We start from the raw sequence: 19,250 nt of genomic DNA, 5'->3' as shown, positions 1-19,250 counted from the left end.
TAAAGAAGCTAAAAAACGAAAAAAAAGTGCGAGAGATAAATATGTTCATGCAGTTAATGTATGGAGAGTTGCTAACAATGTCAATAAAGATCTAAATAAGCTTGGAGTACTATTTATTTCACTATATTAGTTTTTATAGAAAGTTTACAAATAATTTATAAATATGAATCCGGATCTGGTATATTTCGTTAACTGGTTCAAATAATAACAATTATTAATAATTAAGGTTGACCCGTGGTTTACAGACGCCCTCCATCGCGTTTTGGATTGAATTCTTTAAGTGTAAAACTATCGCTACTCATATCTGCTATTTGCTTAATAGCTGGGGTATGTGCGGCTGCCTTAATGCTTAAATCTGAAGAGAAACAACTCGTTTTTGAAGAACACGAAGTTTTAAAAAGCTCGACAGACTTATTAGTAAAGCAATTTAATGAGCGCATTAAAACAAAAGTAAATATTGCTCAGCAAGCTAATAACGTAGTAACACAACAACTTTTTCAACCCAATTCACCAATTAATTTAAGCAATAAATCACAGTTACAATTTAATAGTGACGGTACGATTCGAAGTGCCTCGGCTGATGGTTTATCAGCAGCATTTTTACCACAGCAAAATTACTCTCCTTTTTATAAACGCCTATTTAATGATTCTGAGATGCTGTGGCGTATAATTTCTCCTACACTGGTACACGACTTTTTTAACTTTTATCTAATAACAGATGATGATTTTATTCGTGTTTCTCCTCCAAATTGGGCATTAAACGCACCTGCCGACTTTAGAGCAACGAATGGCTCAACTTATAAATCGATTAAAAGTACGCTTGAAACAGTAAGAGAGCCTGCATGGTCAAAAGTCTATTACGATACAGTATGGCGCAAATGGGTTATTAGCTTACTAGTGCCTGTTTATGTCGATAATGAGTTTTTAGGTGTGACGGGGAGCGATATTTCCCTCAACAAACTTATTTCGTTTTTACCTGTTGGTGATAAAGAAAAACACCTACTTGTGTTTGATAGTAAAGGGCAATTGTTAGCACACCCAGATTTAAATCCGACCTTACTAGCTGACTATGGTAGCGATAATAAAGCACTTGCTACTAACGAATTTGTAAACCCAGCGCTGCAGTCGATTATTGACGATGTAATTGCGGTGAAGTTACCTGAATACGCAAATTCGTTTGAAAAAAATGACGAAGCTCATATTATCAATATTCGTAAGATTGATGACTTAGATTGGTACATAGGGGTATATAAAAAGCGTTCATCGACGTTATCTGCATTACAAGATTTAAAACTGAAGTTTTTTGGTCTCTTTATTTTATACGCAATATTAGTTGCCTTATTGCTGCATCAAGCGCTTTATCAACTAGTCCTTCGCCGTTTACATACTTTGGTTTATGCAGTTACAAGTTTTGGCAAAGGTCAATTAACTACAGAATTCCCACCAGAAAACAAAGATGAAATTGGCACGCTTAATGGCTCATTTAGAGACATGACGGTAGAAATTCGCAAACTTATCGATGGCTTAAACCAGAGAATTACAGAAAAAGAAATTGCTGAAAAAGCAGCTAACCGTTTATCTAAAGCGGTAGCATTCTCGGGCACTGGGGTTGTGATCACCGATGAGAAATTTGTAATTGAATACGTAAATCCAAAAATGCTCGAAATGACAGGCTACCCAGAAAGTCATTTTAATAGAGCACCATTACTTAATATTATTGCCTCAGAAATGTCTATTTTAGTTGAAGATATAGACATAGATCTACGCAGCCGTAATTACTGGCGCGGTGATACATTAATTCAAGGCTTGAATAAAGAGCCAATTTGGGTATCTTTAAGTGTTTCGCCAATTCGTGAAGAGGGCGGTGAAATAACCAGCTATGTAGCATCTGCACAAGACATTTCGTTTGTAAAAGAAAGCCAGCGTAAAATGGAGCAGCTTGCTTACTTTGACACCCTTACGGGCCTTGCCAACAGAACGTTTTTTAGAATGCAATTGCGTAAATCAATGGCATTAGCAGAACGTGGGCACTATGCATTTGCATTGTTTTACTTTGATTTAGACGAATTTAAACGTATTAACGATACATTAGGTCACGATGCTGGCGATCAATTATTAATTGAAGTGGCAAACAGACTTAAAAAACGTTTACGAGCCGAGGACACCATAGCGCGCTTAGGTGGTGATGAATTTGCAGTATTACTCAGTGGTATAGAAAGCCAAGCTCACGCGACTGATGTTGCCAATACAATTCAAAAAACACTGAATGTGCCTATAAAACTAGGTAGTAATGAAGTTATTGTGAGCGCGAGTATTGGTATTACAATGGCTCCGTACGATAGCCTAGAAGAGGATCAGTTATTAAAACATGCTGATTTAGCAATGTATGAGGCAAAAGCAAAAGGGCGTAATACATTCCATTTTTATAGCCAAGAATTGAACGCAGCTGCTAATGAGCGTTTATTTATTGAAAATGAGCTACGTATAGGACTAAAAGAAAAACAGTTTGTAGTTTACTACCAACCTCAAGTTGATAGTCGTACTCATCAGGTCATTGGCTATGAAGCGTTATTAAGATGGTTCCACCCAACTGAAGGCGCAATCCCTCCAGATAAATTTATTCCTATTGCAGAAGCGACAGGCCTTATAGTTGAATTAGGCGAATGGGTGCTTCAAGAGTCTTGTGATTTTGCCGTAAGATTAACAAAGCAAGGCTTAGAAAATAATATATCGATAAACTTATCGGCTCGCCAGTTCAAAGACTCAAGCTTAGTCTCAACACTGAGTAAAATGATAATTAGAACGGGTGTTTCGGCTAAGCGCCTTCACTTAGAGCTGACTGAAAGTATGCTAATGGGAAATGTAGAAGCTGCAATTACACAACTCCACGAGCTTAAAGCCTTAGGTATATCTATCTCTATTGATGATTTTGGTACTGGCTATTCGTCACTCAGTTACTTAAAACGATTCCCGGTTGATATATTGAAAATTGACCGTTCATTTGTAAAAGATATCCCTGAGGATACAAATGATATGGAAATCACTGCCGCTATTATTGCCATGGCGCAAAAGTTAAAGCTAGACGTGGTCGCAGAAGGGGTTGAGACAATAGAGCAGATGCAGTTTTTACAAAATAATAATTGCTTCATTGTACAAGGCTATTATTTTAGTAAACCAATTGCTGAGCACGAACTGCCAAAATTGTATGAAAGGTTAAATGAACTCTCGAATAGCGAAGTAAGTAGTTAATAAAATTGCGGGTTAACCACCCGCAATTTTAACTTTAAATTTTAACGCTTCTAAAATGGCTTTTAGTTTATCGCGGTCATCACCTTGTACTTCAATAATGCCTTCTTTTACTGCGCCGCCTTGGCCCATTTTGCTTTTTATAGTTTTAGCTAACTTTTTTAAATCATGATCTTTTGGATCAATGCCTACAACTAACATTACGCCTTTGCCTTTACGTCCTTTTGTTTGACGCTCAATGCGAATAAAACCATCTTTAAAAAGCTTAGCTTCTAACTCTTTTTCTGGTTTTGGCTGGTCAATGCGACCCGTACTTGTTGAATATACTAAGTGACTATCACTCATACCTTACCTTTATGGATAAAAATTAATTAAATATTGGCGTAAATGATAGCAAATTTGAAGTTGTGTGTTTTTCTTTTTGCTAAATACTTTTAACAGGTTATATTTAGTTCAAAGGAAATATTATTGGAGTTTAATATGAGTTTAACTAAGAATGAATCAGTCGATGGCACTACATTAACAATACAAATCAAAGGTAAATTTGACTTTAATTTAGTGCAATCTTTTCGCCAGGCTTATGCTCAAATGAGCGAAAAAACAGTAAAGGTTATTATCGATTTAAGAGAGACTGACTACATGGATAGCTCAGCACTTGGCATGTTACTTAACATGAAAAAAACCATTGATAGCCAAGTGAAAAATATTGAAATAAGCAATTGCCAACCTCAGCTTAGAAAAATTCTACAAATTTCACGTTTTGATAAAAAGTTTGATATTAGCTAATGATACATGTGTTAATTGTGGATGATCAGGCGCTCAATCGCATTTTACTAAGTAAAATGCTTGAGCAAGAGGGTTATAAAATATCAGTGGCTTATAACGGGCTAGATGCACTTAATGTACTTAAAAGAGAGCAAATAGACGTTGTTTTACTTGATGTTTTAATGCCTGTAATGGACGGTTTTGAAGCTGCTGAAAAAATAAAGCAGCAATATAGTGAAGTTTACTTACCAATTATTTTTATAACCTCCTTAGACGATCAAGCAAGTTTTGAGCACTGCCTCGAGGTAGGCGGTGATGACTTTATTCATAAACCATTTGAAAAAGTTATTCTGCATGCAAAAATTAAAGCACATATTCGCACCAGAGAGCTAAGTAAAAAAGCAAACCAGCAAAAAAAATTACTTGAATATCATCACAATCAAATTGAACGTGAACACGAAATAATTGAGCATATTTTTAATAACTCATTAGAAAACCAAGGTAAGTTTAAAGAGTATTTAGATTTTAATTTATCACCTGCCTCTATGTTTAACGGCGATATGTTTTTAGTAGCGCAAAGTCCAATCGGTAATTTGTATTGCATGTTGGGCGATTTTACGGGGCACGGCCTAGCTGCAGCTATTGGTGCATTACCAACTTCTCGTGTGTTTTATACTATGGTACAAAAAGGCATGGCGGTTAACGATATTGCCAGCGAGCTAAATACACTACTGTACAACCTCCTACCTGGGCATATGTTTTGTGCTGCAACCATTATAGAGCTTAGTGCATCAGGTAAAAGTGTTTCTGCATGGATGGGCGGCCTTCCAGATGCGTACCTAATAGATAAAGGCGGTAATGTAAAACAAACATTAGAATCGCAGCATATGGCGCTGGGGATTTTAGATGAACAAGAATTTGAATATGAAGTTATCCATTTTGAAACAAATAGTAATACGCGCCTAGTATTAGCAACCGACGGTATTATAGAAACAGCAAACAAAGAAGATATATTTTTTGGGGAAGAGCGTTTTTTACAAACCTTAAAAAGTAAATCGATGATTAGTAGTGAAGACATAGTTGCTAATGTTACTAAGTTTGCAGATGGTACTAAGCAGCAAGACGATTTAAGCATTGTTTTACTAAACTGCCTGCCTTTAATTCCTGAGGAACAAGAGCGAGAAGCATTTTCTACTTTAGCTTTTAATTTGTCTTTGAGCTTAAACTCAGAGCAAATAAAAAAAACAGACCCCGTTTACGACGTCGTTAATATTTTAAGCAGTGTTGAGGGGCTAAATACTCATCGTTCTAATATATTTTTACTGTTGTCTGAGGCTTATAACAATGCGCTTGATCATGGTGTATTAGGCCTTAACTCAGAAATTAAAAAACAAGAAGACGGCTTTTTTCGATATTACGAGTTGAGAGAGGCAGCCCTTGCTAAACTTACAGATGCCATGATTATTATTGATATGCGCTATTGCCCCGACACGCTCAGTTTATATTTTATTATTTGTGATTCAGGCCGAGGGTTTAGTAGTAAGCACGATGAGTTGGCAAAGGCTAATAACGAATTTGGCAGAGGGGTGTCTTTATTAGAAGAAATAGCCGAAAAAGTCACTTATAACGCCAGTGGTAACCAAGTTGAAATGTGCTACAAGTTGAGCTAGCTCTGTAAAAATATCCATGCTATTATTCTCGAAACTTTAGATGTATGGATGGCCAAATGATTTCTTCTTACTTAAAACAAGCACAACTTAGTGCTAATCCAGCTTTGATTTCAACAGAGCTTGAAAAGCTTGATCTACATTTAGCAAACACTGCTTTGCCTGATGTGTGTTGGGAGTATCAAATACCAGAGCTTGGCGAGGGCGGTGCATGTAGTTTATTTGGTTACTTACAAGATGAGCCATTCAAATTAACTGACTATATTAAAAATGATGAGCAAACACAGTTTAAGCTGGCTACTTTACAAAGTATTGTAAGCTACATTGAGCAGCAAACGGGCGTTGATTGGTATGGTATTTATCAATCAACTAATACCCCTGAAGGTAATCAACTATTAAAATTGGCTTATCATGGTGCGCCTAGTCGTCCGTTGTTTCCTTTAACGCAAGCATTTGCGGCTGGCAGTAACAACGTACAGGTTGCGCTATCCCACGAGGGCCGCATTATTAATAACGTTGAAGAGTATCTATCACAAGGTGGTGAATACTACACATGTGATCCTAAAGTTAAATCAGAAACCTGCCTACCTTTATTTAATACACAAAATGAATGCGTTGGTATTGTAGATGCAGAAGCCTTTAAAAATGATTTTTTTGATGAAAAGACGCTTGCCGTTTTAATTGCATGTTGTATTAAAATTCCTCACTTTCTAGTGTAAATAACGCTAGTCAATATGATGTGCTTTTATGTTAAGCTTAGCTTAACAGCTAACCCCTAAATAACGATAAGAGATAGCCAATGTTCTCAGTATTAAAACCATTACCAACAGATCCTATTCTTGGCCTTATGGCGGCCTATAAACAAGATACAAACCCTAATAAAATTGATTTAGGTGTAGGTGTCTACAAAGATGAGCAAGGCAATACACCGGTTCTTAAAGCGGTTAAAAAGGCTGAAGCGTTTCGTCTTGAAAACGAAATGAGCAAATCTTACATTGGTTTAGCGGGTAATTTAGATTACTGCCAAAAAATGGAGCAGTTACTATTAGGTGAGCATCAAGTATTACTAGCTAACCGCGTACGTACCGCGCAAGCTCCTGGTGGTACGGGTGCACTTCGTGTTGCAGCTGAATTTATTAAGCGTTGTAATACAGACGCGACTGTTTGGGTAACTAACCCAACATGGGCTAACCATATTAGCTTGTTTGAAGCTGCAGGCTTAACAGTAAAAGAATACCCATATTACGATTACGAAAATAAAGATTTATTGTTTGATGAAATGATCAACACACTTAAACAAGTGCCTAAAGGTGATGTGGTTTTACTGCATGCATGTTGTCATAACCCAAGCGGTATGGATTTAAACGAAACACAGTGGAACACGGTTGCCGAACTGGCAAAAGAAGTTGGCTTTACACCACTTGTTGATATTGCATACCAAGGCTTTGGTGCTTCACTTGAAGAAGATGCACGTGGCTTACGTATTTTAGCCGATGCAGTAGAAGAGCTAATTATTTGTTCTTCATGTTCTAAAAACTTTGGCTTATACCGCGAGCGTATTGGTGCATGTTCACTAATTGCAAAAGACAGCGCAACAGCAGATATTTCAAACTCTGTAATGCTAAGCGTTGTACGTAGTATTTACTCAATGCCGCCAGCGCATGGTGCTGACATTGTTAATACTATTTTAAGCAGTACAGAGCTTACACAATTGTGGCACTCTGAGCTTGATGAAATGCGTAGTCGTATAAATGGCTTACGTAGCTTAATTAAAGAAAGCTTAGCAACTAAAGATATTGCTCAAGACTTCTCATTTATTGAACGCCAAAACGGTATGTTTTCTTTCTTAGGTATTAATAAAGAGCAAATTGCTCGCCTACAAAAAGAATACGGCATTTACATAGTTGGCTCTAGCCGCGTAAATGTTGCAGGTGTTAGTCATTCAAATATTGAATACTTTTCAAATGCTGTAGCTGACGTTTGTAAATAAACGCAGTTAATATAAAAAACCGCACATCATTACTAATGATGTGCGGTTTTTTATTATCTAAATTTAAACAATTAGCAGCAACCTTTAACCGATAGCAGGAATAAGCCCCGCCATTTGCATAAACTGCGCAGCAATAATAGTTATGCCACATATAGCTGCTATACCAAGCCCAACATTCCCACTTTTAACTTGGTAGCCTGTTTTATTTGATGTTGTACGCTGTTTATAAACCATTGCTACAGGCAAAAATATTGCCAGTACAACAAGTGCTATTGCTGCGTACCCTAAGGCCATAATAAAGCCTTGAGGATAAAACAATGCAAAGCCAAGTGGCGGAATAAACGTAATTAAAGCCGTTTTAATTCGGTCTGTTTTATTGTCACCCTTTTTAAATGCATCAGCAAAAAAATCAAATAACCCTAAACTCACCCCTAAAAATGATGTCGCAAGTGCTAAATCAGCAAATAACTTAACGGCCGTTGCCACACTTGGGTTATGCGCAATACTTGCCACGCTAGATACAAACCCATTAAGACCTTGGCTGTTGAGTAAATCAGCTTGGCTCATAATACCTTGGCTAAGTAGTTGCCAAAAAATATAAATGACTAAAGGTAGGGCGGCTCCAGCAATCATTACTTTGCGCAGTACTTTTATTTCAACACCAACATATTTAACAATAGAGGGGATAGATCCATGAAAGCCAAACGAAGTAAATATAACCGGTATAGCTGAAAGGATTAACCCTTGCTCCACAGGCATCTCTAATAAATGCTTACCTTGCACATAAGGGGTAAGCATATAAAACAAACTAGCTAATACAATAATTTTTATTGTAAATAACACTCTATTTAGTTTATCTACCTTGCTAGTGCCTAGCGTTACTACACTTGCAATAATAACAGCAAGAATCACAGAGCCAAACTGTGGGGCTATATCTACATCAAAGCCTATATTTATACGCGCTTGAAGTTGTGCACCACCACCTGCAATATAAGCAGCGCATAAAGCGTAAAATAAAAAAACCATCGAAAAATTCGCAATATATTGTCCGCGCTTTCCAAGCCATAATTTAGCCAATGTATTTAACGTTGCATCGCGTGGTGCATATTGGTGTAGCTCTAACATGAGTAGTGCGGTGTAGGTCATTAGTAACCAGCTAGCAATTATTAATGCAAGTGCAGTACTAAACCCAAGCCCGGCAGATGCAATTGGCAATGCCAACATACCCGCACCAATAGTGGTGCCTGCAACAATTAACATGCTTCCAGTTGTTTTATTTTTAAGCACTTAATTACCTTAATTATTATTAATATTGATGCACCATATAACTAGTTGCTCAAATCTCAAATAGTTTTGTAATAAAAGAGCAGTATTAAAATGTAACTTACAATTTACAACTGTATTTATTAAGGACTTTAGTGTTTAAAAAGTACTAAAACACGGTAGTGAGCGTATAATTTATTCTTTGTTTTATTGATTCATATAAAGCGTAGGGATGGCACGTGCCAGTTAAAGTATCGTATTTTTTAATGGTTCTTATATGGTCCACTACACCACTGGGTATAGTGTGGAGTAGTGAAACTGTATCGCCAACACTTGCTGTGTTAATGCGGATGCTGGTGGGACTATTGTTAGGTGGCTTAATTGTTGCTATTACAAATATTAGAGTGCCTTGGAGCAAAAATGCATGCTTACTTTATTTTTATTCGAGTATAGGTATTTTTGGCGGTATGTTGTTGAGCTATATGGCAGCTAAAACAGTCCCTTCTGGTATTATTTCGCTTATGTTTGGCCTTGCACCTATTTTGTCGGGGTTGCTTGCTCAGCAATTATTAAATGAACCTAAATTTAGCCCGATTAAATTAGTTGCGTTAGCGTGCGCTTTAATTGGCTTATATTTTGTTAGTTATAACCAAGTACAAAACTCGCAAACTCAAGGGCTCGGGTTGCTTTATGTGTTTATGGCTGTCTGCTTTTTTAGTTTAAGTGGTGTGATGATCAAGCGCGTACAGATTGCGATTCATCCTATGGCGACAACATTTGGTGCCTTAGTTTTTGTAACCCCACTCTTTTTTATTGCTTGGTGGTTATTAGATGGTGAGTTGCATATACAAAACTGGAGTGCAAAATCATTGTGGGCTATTGGTTATCTAGGAATATTTGGATCTTTAGTAGGGGCTTTGGCGTATTTTCATGTGCTGCAAAACCTAAATGCAAGCACGGTATCACTTACTACACTTATAACTCCTAGCTTTGCGTTAGGCTTGGGAGCTTGGCTAAATAATGAGTCATTAAGCCAAGAGCTAATAATTGGTGCGGTTATTATTTTAATTAGTCTAGGTTTTTTCCAATTTGGTGATAAGTTTTTAAAGCAAAAGAAAGCAAGCGAAAATTAGCTTTACTACATTTTTTCTATTTGAATAATTAAACGACGGTTTTTGTCTCGGCTTAAAATGTTATCGTTATTATCAACAAAGCGTTTTTCGCCTAAACCGGTGGTTTGTACTTTTGTTTCATCAACACCCAAGCTCACCATATAATCTTTTATAGTTTTGGCGCGCTTGCGCGATAAATCTAAGTTATTCCAGCGTCCGCCATAACTATCGGTGTATGAGTCAATACTAATGGACTCTATGCTTGCATCATTTTTTAAATACTCAGCAATCTTATCAAGACGTTGTTGCGACGATTTAGTTAATTTACTGCTGTTAGATTGATAGTTCATTACAGTAAACGAAATATCTTCAAAGCTGTAAGGGAGTAGCTCATCACGGCATTGTAAAAAAGCCCAGTAAGCTTGTTTAAAGTTTACGCTCGATATACCAACGGCAATTTTATCGGCACTGTTTTGCCAGTCTTGATAATAAAAAGTAGGGTAGTAGCCTTTTTCAAGCTCGGTAAGCATTTCCCATGCGGTTTTATTGCCTAGCTCGCCATCAAACTTTTTAAGTAATTTCATATTTGCAATATCGCGAGCGGGCAATCCTGCACGCCATGTAGGTGGCACTGCTTTTAAACCTGCAATTGCGTAGTTATCTGGGCGTACAACCATATCTAAATTAAATGTTAAGTTTTTACTTTTACTTGCAGAAGCTTTAAATATAGCTTCACCGTAATAAGGAACCTCATGATTTAATTGGCATTGTAAGCGCGTTGTTTTAACTACTTCCCAGTTGGAGTTGTCTTGGGTTGCTGTGTATTGGCGCATAGCAGCTTGCGAGTGAGTACTGCAAAACACCGCACTTATACTAAGGCTAATAAATAACAACTTATACTTCATGGTGCTCTCCAGCTATCCGGGAATGCCAATAATTTGGCAAATTAACGACTGCAATGATTAGTTTGCTCTCTACGTAACTAACTTATAAGTTAAAGCAAGTTATGTGCCTACAATTTTAAAGCAATAAATACTTAAATCCCCTAGCCTAGGGGGCATCAATTTTGACATAATAGTCAGCTTACACGTATAAACAAAGAAGACTATGGCAAATACTGAGCAAACACCTTTCGCAAAACGCTTTCGTGGATTTTTTCCTGTTGTTATTGATGTTGAAACTGCAGGTTTTAACAAAGAAACAGATGCCTTGTTAGAAATAGCAGCCTCTGTTTTAAAAATGGATGACGAAGGACTGCTCAGCATAGATCATACTGTTCATTTTCATGTTCAGCCATTCGAAGGCGCTAATATAGAACAAGCAGCCATCGACTTTAACGGTATAGACCCGTTTTCACCATTACGTGGCGCAGTACCTGAAGATGAAGTAATTAAAGAAATATGTAAAGTAGTACGCAAAGCGCAAAAGGCTGCTGGGTGCCAACGCTCAGTTATTGTGGCGCATAATGCCGCATTCGATCATGGCTTTTTAAATGCAGCAATAGAGCGTAATAACATTAAGCGTACGCCATTTCACCCGTTCGTAAGCTTTGATACAACATCTTTAGCGGGTTTAGCGTTAGGGCAAACTGTATTAGCAAAAGCATGTAGAGCGGCTGGTATAGAGTTTGATAACAGCCAAGCGCACTCAGCGCTTTACGACACAGAACGTACAGCCGAGCTTTATTGTTTAATAGTAAACCGCTGGCAGCAATTAGGTGGTTGGCCATTAGCGCCAGTAGATGACGCTGATGCTGAAGTTGAAACTGAAAATGACGAAGAAACTAAAACGTCTGAGTAATTTTACCCTCAGTTAGCTTAACTAGGTGGGGCGGGTAAATACGCGAAAATTGTTTAGAATCTTTCGCTATTTTAAGCTCCACACCAGGGTGCATTAATTCATTTACTTTTAAACGGCTACTGGCAAGTAATTGCACTATTCTTTGCTTAATAAGTAGTTTTTGACGATGAATATGCGCAGAGCGTATTTTTATATGCTTTTCATTTTCAGTTATCTTATTCATGAATTGCTGGCGCTGAGCAGCCCCCGCAATTTTACTCGCTTTTTCGCGAGCTTGTTGTAAAGCGGTTACTTTAGTCGCAAGTACTTTTTCAAAATCGGTGATTTGTATTTGCTTTTGGCGAAGCTCAAACCAGAGTTGCGCTAAAAACACGCGCGTTTTAGTACCGGCTGGCGNCCGCCAATAATTTTACCTCGCGGGTCATTTGCTTTACCTACACGTATTAATCGCCTAGCACTTAAATCACAATGCAGAGCTTGGCGTTCAATAAATAAATCTTGTTCGGATTTAATGTTGCAGTACTGGGCATAACCAATCGAAATAGTTCGTTGAGCGGTTATACAGCACGTAAATGCTTCCTCGCCTTCACGTTTTCGGCCAATTGCGCCAAGCATAATGGTTACCGCACTTTTACTTTCAACAGTTCCTGATTCTACAAAACCAAGTACCGTAATATCACCGTTAGCTTTTACACGCATACCGTCTTTAATATCACCAGTAATAATTACGCTACCATCAAAATCAACATGGCCTGTACTTACATCTACGTTATCAAAGCATAAAACATCATCTACACGCATACCACGGGGTAGGGCAACGGGCACACCTTTGCAGTCGGCAATAAGCATATTAGGATTATTAGGATCTACTTTTGTACCTTCGAAAGGCTGGAGTTGGTGATCTTTACCTGGTTTTGCACTAATTGAATCGCCAAATACCGTATAGCCTTCTTCTCCAGGGGTAGCTGCAATACGCTGCATTAAGGGAGTGCCAGGTTTTACGGTGATAATAGCGCCAAGGTTTTTCATATCAACCTTACCGCCTTCTTTAGCTTGTGGGCTGAGTACTCGGTCTTGAGCTGTTGAGCATAAACGCACAAATTTGGCATCGCTGCCTTCTTTTGGATTGCGCCCATGTGCAATTATGGCACTGTAAGAGCTTCCTGCTGGTTGCTCAAACTGCTGGCCTAAAAAGGTATCAAGCGCACGAGGGCTTATTCCTTTTTTAACACCTGCATCAGCAAGTGCTTTTTGCGCGCCTTCCATAGACAAAAGTGCGCCACCTTTAGCGGTAGTTAATGTTGCTTCTGCGACCATGTTTTTTTCATCAATATTAATGATAAGCGACGCATCTACAGCTCTAGCAACGACAAGCGATACTTCCTGATAATTTTTAGTTGGCGCAAAAAGCTTTCCAATATTGGCAATGACAGCTTCGTACTCACTAAACTCAGATTGCTCTAGCATTTGCGTTAACTGAGTACTTGTAACAGGAAAACCACTATCAATAGGGTGACTTTCTAAAGAGACAAACCCTGTACTTTTATCAAATGAAAAAACCGACATTTATTAATTCCCTACTCTATGCCTGTTATTATTTTTATTTTTTACAACTAAAGGTTTAGAAATAGCAAAAACCTTAACTCCTCATTTGAACACAGGTTAAACACATTGTTAAGTAAATGTTTATATAGGCTTGCATAAACTAAATTTTGGTTACTTAATACGCGATTGGCACATACAATTAAAATAAAGCGTTACTAGGCCTTGAGTATCAGTACTTTACTCAGTTATACTGTTTGCACGCTCTGAATTGAGTTACTAATTCAGGGGCTGATTAGGATTCGACGGAATTCAAGAAGCCCAAGGTGCATGTCGAGGTGCGGTTTGCCTCGTTAAACAGCCGCAACCTAAAGTAATCGCAAACGACGATAACTACTCTCTAGCAGCTTAGGCTGGCTAGCGCTCCTTCCATGTATTCTTGTGGACTGGATTTTGGAGTGTCACCCTAACACCTGATCGCGACGGAAACCCTGGCCGGGGTTGAAGCGTTAAAACTAAGCGGCCTCGCCTTTATTTACCGTGTTTGTCCGGGACTTAAAGGTTAATTAAATGACAATACTAAACATGTAGTACCGACGGTCGAGGCTTTTCGGACGGGGGTTCAAATCCCCCCAGCTCCACCAATAAAGGTTTTTGAACTCGTTATTCGAAAACCATAAAAAACCCGCAAATTTGTTAATCCAAATTTGCGGGTTTTTTTATGCTTATAATTTAATTATTAATGATCGTTTAACGTTTGTGGCAACTAAGCTTTAGCTGTTATTTCAGCGTTTTACAGTGCAGTAAATAAAACAGATATTAACTTGCCAAAAGGGCAGTGTAGCCATGTTCTACGGCATACTTTTGCGAGTAATTTTATGATGAAAGGAGGTAATATTTTGGTACTACAGCAGATACTTGGTCATGCAAAGATTGAGCAAACCATGGTTTACGCGCACTTTGCACCAAGTCATTTAGAAGATGCTATAAAGTTAGGTCCGAGAATTTGTTTCTGAAGAGATTCACTTATGAATAGCCCTCTATTCTATCTACTACATTGAGTATCCAATTTAGTGACTTGTTAGTATTTTATTTTCCACAAGCTGGACAAGCACCTGGAGCTGGAGCAAAGTTTATAGTTGTACTACTTGATTCAAGACCAAATGATCTTATAACACGACTTTCATTTATTGGACCAGCATCATTAAGAGCTTTTGCTATTTCTATCACCTGAGCTTTTTCATTAGCAGAAAGTGACTGAAAAGCTTTTACAAATTTTATTACATTTTGGTTCATGGTTTACTCCTTTGTTAAAAATTACCGCAACCATCACATTTAGTTGGTTTTGATGATATAGGCGTTTCCTTGCATATATGGCAAGGTTTTTTGTAATACTTTAGCGATATGTGATTAGCATAACGCTTTTCTTTCTCAGTAATATGTTTAGTAATATCTGTTGATTCCCGCCTCTCGTTTTGTTTAATTAATTCAGAAAATTTTATGTCTAGATCGCTGGGTTGCATATCGGCTAGAGCTTTAAACTGATTGTATAAATTCGTGTTGTCTCTAACTGACTCAATAGAATAATCATACTTTTCATCCCATCTAGACACTATTGACCATGCAGACACAACCAACTGTATAATACCGACTACACCTGCTATAGTTAGTAAATACGGTAGTGCTGTTGTCGAAGTGCCGAAAGATAATACTATTGAGCCAACAGATAAAGGGGTTATAATCCCAAGGAAAGTAATTAAAGTTCTTCGAAATTGAAGAGATCTAGCTCGTTTATCAAAAATACTACTAGTTCCATAAGCATGAAACTCTTTTTCTCTGCAACTATCGATTATCGCTTGTTTATCCATTTTACATAGCTCCCTATTGTTAACCGCTAACACTGTCCACATTGTGCCCAAATACACTAGACGATACAAGACACTAAGAGACTGAACAAGGGCTTAAAATACTGATATTTATGCAACTTATTGTTTTTGTTGAGTAATGATAACAATCGAGGCTTTTCGGACGGGGGTTCAAATCCCCCCAGCTCCACCAATAAAGGTTTTTGAACTCGTTATTCGAAAACCATAAGAAACCCGCAAATTTATTAATCCAAATTTGCGGGTTTTTTTATGCTTATAATTAATAATTGTTGCAACTAAGCTTTAGCTGTTATTTCAGCATTTTACAGGGCGGTAAATAAAACAGATATTAATTTGCCGAAAGATGAGTGATGATAAAGTATTTATTAAATACGAAAAAGAAATTGATGATTGCTATGATGAGCATGACCATTATTTAAAATATAGAAGTGGAATTGACGAGAGTGAGCTAAAAAATTCAGAAGCATCTGATAAAGCTATATTAACAATTTCAAGCGTAGCAATAGGTCTTCTATTTAACTACAGTAAAAATTATAGTTCTATTGATAGCCAAATCAATAACTTATTATTGATATGTGGTTGGTTTTTTATAGCAGGTTCAATGACATTAGTAATAATTAGCATGTATTTTAGTGGGGTAATGCTATCAAGAAATAGAAAAAGAATTGACTCAATTCTAAGAGAAAGATCGAACTTGATTAGAGAATTATATGAATATGAAGAAGTTGGAAAAGAAAGCAATTTTAAAATAAAGAAAGTAAAATTAGATAAAATCAAATTTAAAGAACCAAAAGTTTTGGGTTTTTTTACAAGAATATTCCACTATAGTTCGCCAATTTTTTTGATTATAGGAATCTTATTAGTAGGAATCTACTTCGCGTTTAATTTAAGTGAATCTAGCAAAACAAATGGTCAAATAAAACCTACATTAAACAAAGTTATAAATTCAACTCATATTATTAATAAAGAGGAAGTAAATAATGGAAGAACAAGATCGGAGAATACAAACACCACCACCGCCTCCTCCTCCAAGGAAACCAAATAATCAAAAAGGAAATAGCAATGTCAGATAAAAGCCAAAATCCTGTTGAAAGAAGCAAAAGTAGTGTGCCACCACCACCACCGCCGAGAATGCCGCCTCCTCGAAAAGAGAGTAAATAATTTGTCCAACGTATGTCCATAAATAAAAGTTAAAGTAAGTCTCGACTAGATTACAATAGAATCTAACATCTTTATTTTTAACTAAGATTTTGTTTTTAATGACTTATTTTGGTGTTCGAACTTTTCGGGCGGGGCTCTCCCTCCCAGCTCCACCAATAAAGGTTTTTGAACTCGTTATTCGAAAACCATAAAATAAAGTTTAAGTATTTCTAATTGCGCGTAACTTCATTTTTATCGCAATTATAAAAATACTGAATAACGACAACATACTTATTAACAACGTTAGATTAAGTATTGGGTTGCTGCTTTGCTCATCCGCATTGGCTGGGGAGGTGTTGGTAGCTTGTGTGTTTTGCTGTTGCCTAATATAGCTTTGGCTGATCCAATCTACCGCGTTTATCCACTGTACTTTGGCGGGATCAGTATTGTTTAGCATCCCTATTGCGTGCTTATCGTCATCTAAGCTTTTTGAAAGTTGTATCAGTTGCTGCCAAAATTCATTTTTAGGGCCTAAGTCGTCTATTTCTTGTAGGTGCTGTTGTAATTTATCACCCCCCATCGTTTTTATATCAGCTTGTCCTGTACTTTGCGCGTAGCTATTTATTAGTGATGAAAAGCGATTAAAGTACTCATTACTTTTTTGCTGTGTAGGGCTAGCTGTTCGCTCGTTTGTTACTTTTTGTGTTGGTTGATTTAGGCTATTTTGATCAATCAAATATTGTTTATAGTTTTGGTAACTTAAGTTGTTTGTAGTTGTGTTATTTGTAGTTGTGTTATTTAGAGTGCCAAAGTTGTTTTTAAGTGCATTAACACTGATCACTACACCTACTAAGGTAATAATACAAAGTGCGCAGTAGCAAAAGTACAATGCGCTTTTTAAAGTGTTACGCAGTAGTTTATATTTATTATAACTTTGCTTAATAGGTGCAGCTGTATTTGAGGCTTCGTTTGTATCTAGGCGTTCGTTTTGTATTGAAATACTTTTGTCGTTAGTACTTTCACTAATGTGTTTATCTGTATTTTTACTGTGCTCAGTGAGTGCTATTTGATTATTTTGAGATTGAGAGATTACAGTAATGAGTTGAGGTTCTACTTTAGTAATCAAACCTAGCTTTTTAAGTGAGGATTCTGTTTTAACAGCATCAATACTCGATAAGTCTTTTTTTAAAGCGTAAGCTTTTCCATCAAATAACTGAACAACGATATTATGAGGAATATTAAGAAGTTGGCTGAGTTGTTCTTGGGCAGAGGTAAGGTCAGTATTTTGATATAACTGACCATTAAAAACAATTTTAAATGTAGCGCTCACGTTAGTACCTTGCTTGTGTAATTCCATTTTTGGAATTTTATTTTTATTATTTGATACACAAAGCTAACTTAACAGATAAAGGGTATGCTTTCTAATGATTTGCGATTAAAAAAGCCTTAACAAACAGCGTTAAGGCTTTGGCGTGTAGCTGTTACTTTATCGTTTAGCGAGTGATTTTACAGATTGCTTTTGATCACTTGCTGGTTGGGTTGCTTTGTCTATTAATGTTTCAAGTGGTTTATTTCGAACGCACATAAGTACTTTGTTCATTGCTTGGCATGTGCCTGTCGCTTTTTTATCATGGCCTGTGTAGCTGCAATCTTCATTAATGGCTTTTGCTTCACATGCTTCCCAAGGCGCGTTTGAACCGTGGCCTGCATGGCTTAGCGCTGAGCATGAGGCAGCAAGTAAAAAGCCAGTGGTTAGTGCTTTTATCACGTTAAATATTTTCATTAGTATCTCAGTTAATTATTTGGCCAGAATGCGAGTTATCTTGCGGTAGCACCTTTAAAACAACCAATAAACATGTTTTCAGATACATCGGCTGCATGGTAGTGGTATCCGCGTGTATCGTCGGTGTGGCCTCTACATTCGTCTAAATCAGTGGGTTCTAATCCATCTTCGTTAAGCATGCCAAATATACCAAATCCATCGAGTGCATAACCCATCATGGCGGCATGACCGTCTGATTGAATTTGTGTTTGGCTACAACCTGCTTCACCGTGGTAGTGATAACCTGCTACTAAGTTAATATGGCCAGCGCAATCATCAAAGGCTGCAATAGTGTATGCGCCTAAAATAGCCTCAACAGGCGCGGGTGCAGCAAGTACAACACCATTGAGAGCAACACCTACATTGGCGTTACCAATACTGCTATTTTGAGTTGTTGCAACAGGCGTTATTGGAATTAAAAATGATTCTGATATACCGCCATCAACATAATCAATAGAGCATTCTACGCAGTGGTTTTGGTATTGTTCTTCTACGTTTGGACGTGCAGCGCCATCACACGATTCTTGTGTGTCTGTTACATTTACAAGGCCTGTACCTTCGTCGTATAGCTGCCAATGACTATCGTTATATAATGTAGGTAGATTTAAAATAAAGTCTCCGGTTATATCGTAAACCTCACCGGTGCCATCAAACCAAATACCGGCTTCGTCAGCTGTTGAGGTGATATTTTGAGGGCAAAATACACCAATCTTGTAATTTGAAGGCGCACCGGCAATATCAATTTTGTAGCATGAGGCTTCATCGCCATTACTTAGCGTACATGTTTGAGTGGTAATTGATGAAATGAGCGCATCGCTTTCAAAGTTAAAAGGGTCGACTTCTACAACAAAATCGGTTGAAGTATCTGTTGTAGTTCCCTCATCGGTGGTTGTTTCAGTTACGACGGTACTTTCAGCATCGCTACCGTTACAGGCAGCTAAACCCAGTGCGAGTATGCACACTGCAAGCGGTGTCAAAATTGGTGTGTTAAATCTTCTCATCAAAAATATCCGGTAA

General features: G+C 37.5%; 16 protein-coding genes, 1 other RNA gene, 2 pseudogenes and 1 other annotated feature (1 of these 20 only partly in view). Of the genes and pseudogenes, 10 read left to right on the top strand and 9 right to left on the bottom strand.

The genetic code is table 11. From position 1 onward, the window contains the following. Positions 1 to 42: a sequence feature (Phe leader region), on the bottom strand; it reaches 76 nt to the left of the window's first position. Positions 43 to 234: 192 nt separating this feature from the next. Further along, positions 235 to 3,249 (top strand): EAL domain-containing protein, encoded by a 3,015-nt coding sequence (locus L654_RS0120475; RefSeq protein ID WP_024589409.1) that lies wholly within the window; start codon positions 235 to 237, stop codon positions 3,247 to 3,249. Between the two features lie 12 nt (positions 3,250 to 3,261). Here L654_RS0120475 and L654_RS0120470 read toward each other — a convergent pair whose 3' ends face one another. Continuing rightward, positions 3,262 to 3,591 carry a translation initiation factor gene (locus tag L654_RS0120470; protein WP_007581414.1) on the bottom strand — a complete coding sequence of 110 codons (330 nt, stop codon included), beginning with the start codon at positions 3,589 to 3,591 and terminating at the stop codon, positions 3,262 to 3,264. A gap of 135 nt (positions 3,592 to 3,726) precedes the next feature. On the opposite strand from L654_RS0120470, the gene L654_RS0120465 reads away from it, so the two are divergent. From L654_RS0120465 to L654_RS0120450, 4 genes are all read left to right on the top strand, one after another. Then, positions 3,727 to 4,032 carry an STAS domain-containing protein gene (locus L654_RS0120465; RefSeq protein ID WP_024608930.1) on the top strand — a complete coding sequence of 102 codons (306 nt, stop codon included), beginning with the start codon at positions 3,727 to 3,729 and terminating at the stop codon, positions 4,030 to 4,032. Continuing rightward, complete coding sequence (locus tag L654_RS0120460; protein ID WP_024608929.1) at positions 4,032 to 5,681, top strand: SpoIIE family protein phosphatase; 1,650 nt, start codon at positions 4,032 to 4,034, stop codon at positions 5,679 to 5,681. The genes L654_RS0120465 and L654_RS0120460 overlap by 1 nt, the downstream gene beginning before the upstream one ends. Before the next feature lie 56 nt (positions 5,682 to 5,737). After that, the gene (locus L654_RS0120455) at positions 5,738 to 6,397 is read left to right on the top strand and encodes a GAF domain-containing protein (RefSeq protein ID WP_024608928.1); all 660 of its coding nucleotides are present in this window, start codon (positions 5,738 to 5,740) and stop codon (positions 6,395 to 6,397) included. 80 nt (positions 6,398 to 6,477) lie between these two features. Next, a complete protein-coding gene (locus tag L654_RS0120450) occupies positions 6,478 to 7,668 on the top strand; it encodes an amino acid aminotransferase (RefSeq protein ID WP_010554636.1) in 1,191 nt (396 codons plus the stop codon). A gap of 84 nt (positions 7,669 to 7,752) precedes the next feature. On the opposite strand, the gene L654_RS0120445 is transcribed toward L654_RS0120450, so the two are convergent. Next, entirely contained in the window at positions 7,753 to 8,955 is a 1,203-nt protein-coding gene (locus L654_RS0120445) for an aromatic amino acid transport family protein (protein WP_024608927.1), read from the bottom strand. Between the two features lie 215 nt (positions 8,956 to 9,170). On the opposite strand from L654_RS0120445, the gene L654_RS0120440 reads away from it, so the two are divergent. Continuing rightward, positions 9,171 to 10,064, top strand: a complete 894-nt coding sequence (locus L654_RS0120440; RefSeq protein WP_024608926.1) for a DMT family transporter — start codon at positions 9,171 to 9,173, stop codon at positions 10,062 to 10,064. A 5-nt stretch (positions 10,065 to 10,069) separates the two neighbouring features. On the opposite strand, the gene L654_RS0120435 is transcribed toward L654_RS0120440, so the two are convergent. Then, on the bottom strand, positions 10,070 to 10,948 hold the full coding sequence (locus L654_RS0120435) for an OmpA family protein (RefSeq protein ID WP_024608925.1): 879 nt from the start codon (positions 10,946 to 10,948) through the stop codon (positions 10,070 to 10,072). Positions 10,949 to 11,150: 202 nt separating this feature from the next. On the opposite strand from L654_RS0120435, the gene rnt reads away from it, so the two are divergent. After that, positions 11,151 to 11,843: a ribonuclease T gene (gene rnt, locus L654_RS0120430; RefSeq protein WP_024608924.1), complete on the top strand. Its 693-nt coding sequence runs from the start codon at positions 11,151 to 11,153 to the stop codon at positions 11,841 to 11,843. Here rnt and L654_RS01000000126490 read toward each other — a convergent pair. After that, positions 11,827 to 13,409 (bottom strand): annotated as a pseudogene (locus L654_RS01000000126490) (FapA family protein). The gene rnt and the pseudogene L654_RS01000000126490 overlap by 17 nt on opposite strands. A 263-nt stretch (positions 13,410 to 13,672) precedes the next feature. On the opposite strand from L654_RS01000000126490, the gene ssrA reads away from it, so the two are divergent. After that, positions 13,673 to 14,029: a transfer-messenger RNA gene (ssrA, locus tag L654_RS1000000127465) on the top strand. Positions 14,030 to 14,173: 144 nt separating this feature from the next. After that, positions 14,174 to 14,401: pseudogene (locus L654_RS0120420) on the top strand (tyrosine-type recombinase/integrase); the annotation flags it as partial. 73 nt (positions 14,402 to 14,474) lie between these two features. On the opposite strand, the gene L654_RS0120415 reads toward L654_RS0120420, so the two are convergent. Next, positions 14,475 to 14,681 carry a hypothetical protein gene (locus L654_RS0120415; protein ID WP_024608922.1) on the bottom strand — a complete coding sequence of 69 codons (207 nt, stop codon included), beginning with the start codon at positions 14,679 to 14,681 and terminating at the stop codon, positions 14,475 to 14,477. Positions 14,682 to 14,695: 14 nt separating this feature from the next. Then, on the bottom strand, positions 14,696 to 15,253 hold the full coding sequence (locus tag L654_RS0120410) for a mobilome CxxCx(11)CxxC protein (protein WP_024608921.1): 558 nt from the start codon (positions 15,251 to 15,253) through the stop codon (positions 14,696 to 14,698). A gap of 361 nt (positions 15,254 to 15,614) precedes the next feature. On the opposite strand from L654_RS0120410, the gene L654_RS0120405 reads away from it, so the two are divergent. After that, complete coding sequence (locus L654_RS0120405; protein WP_024608920.1) at positions 15,615 to 16,316, top strand: hypothetical protein; 702 nt, start codon at positions 15,615 to 15,617, stop codon at positions 16,314 to 16,316. Between the two features lie 315 nt (positions 16,317 to 16,631). On the opposite strand, the gene L654_RS0120395 is transcribed toward L654_RS0120405, so the two are convergent. From L654_RS0120395 to L654_RS0120385, 3 genes are all read right to left on the bottom strand, one after another. Further along, positions 16,632 to 17,741 (bottom strand): hypothetical protein, encoded by a 1,110-nt coding sequence (locus tag L654_RS0120395; RefSeq protein ID WP_225305787.1) that lies wholly within the window; start codon positions 17,739 to 17,741, stop codon positions 16,632 to 16,634. Between the two features lie 156 nt (positions 17,742 to 17,897). After that, positions 17,898 to 18,194, bottom strand: coding sequence for a hypothetical protein (locus tag L654_RS0120390; RefSeq protein ID WP_024608918.1), 297 nt, complete (start codon positions 18,192 to 18,194; stop codon positions 17,898 to 17,900). Between the two features lie 35 nt (positions 18,195 to 18,229). Beyond that, a complete protein-coding gene (locus L654_RS0120385; protein WP_024608917.1) occupies positions 18,230 to 19,234 on the bottom strand; it encodes a YHYH protein in 1,005 nt (334 codons plus the stop codon). Positions 19,235 to 19,250: the final 16 nt, after the last annotated feature.

Origin of the sequence: Pseudoalteromonas sp. TAB23 (assembly GCF_000498075.1) — a bacterium.
Classification (GTDB): domain Bacteria; phylum Pseudomonadota; class Gammaproteobacteria; order Enterobacterales; family Alteromonadaceae; genus Pseudoalteromonas; species Pseudoalteromonas arctica.
Note: the sequence above shows the minus strand (reverse complement) of the source record. Positions and strands in the feature narration are given on the sequence as shown.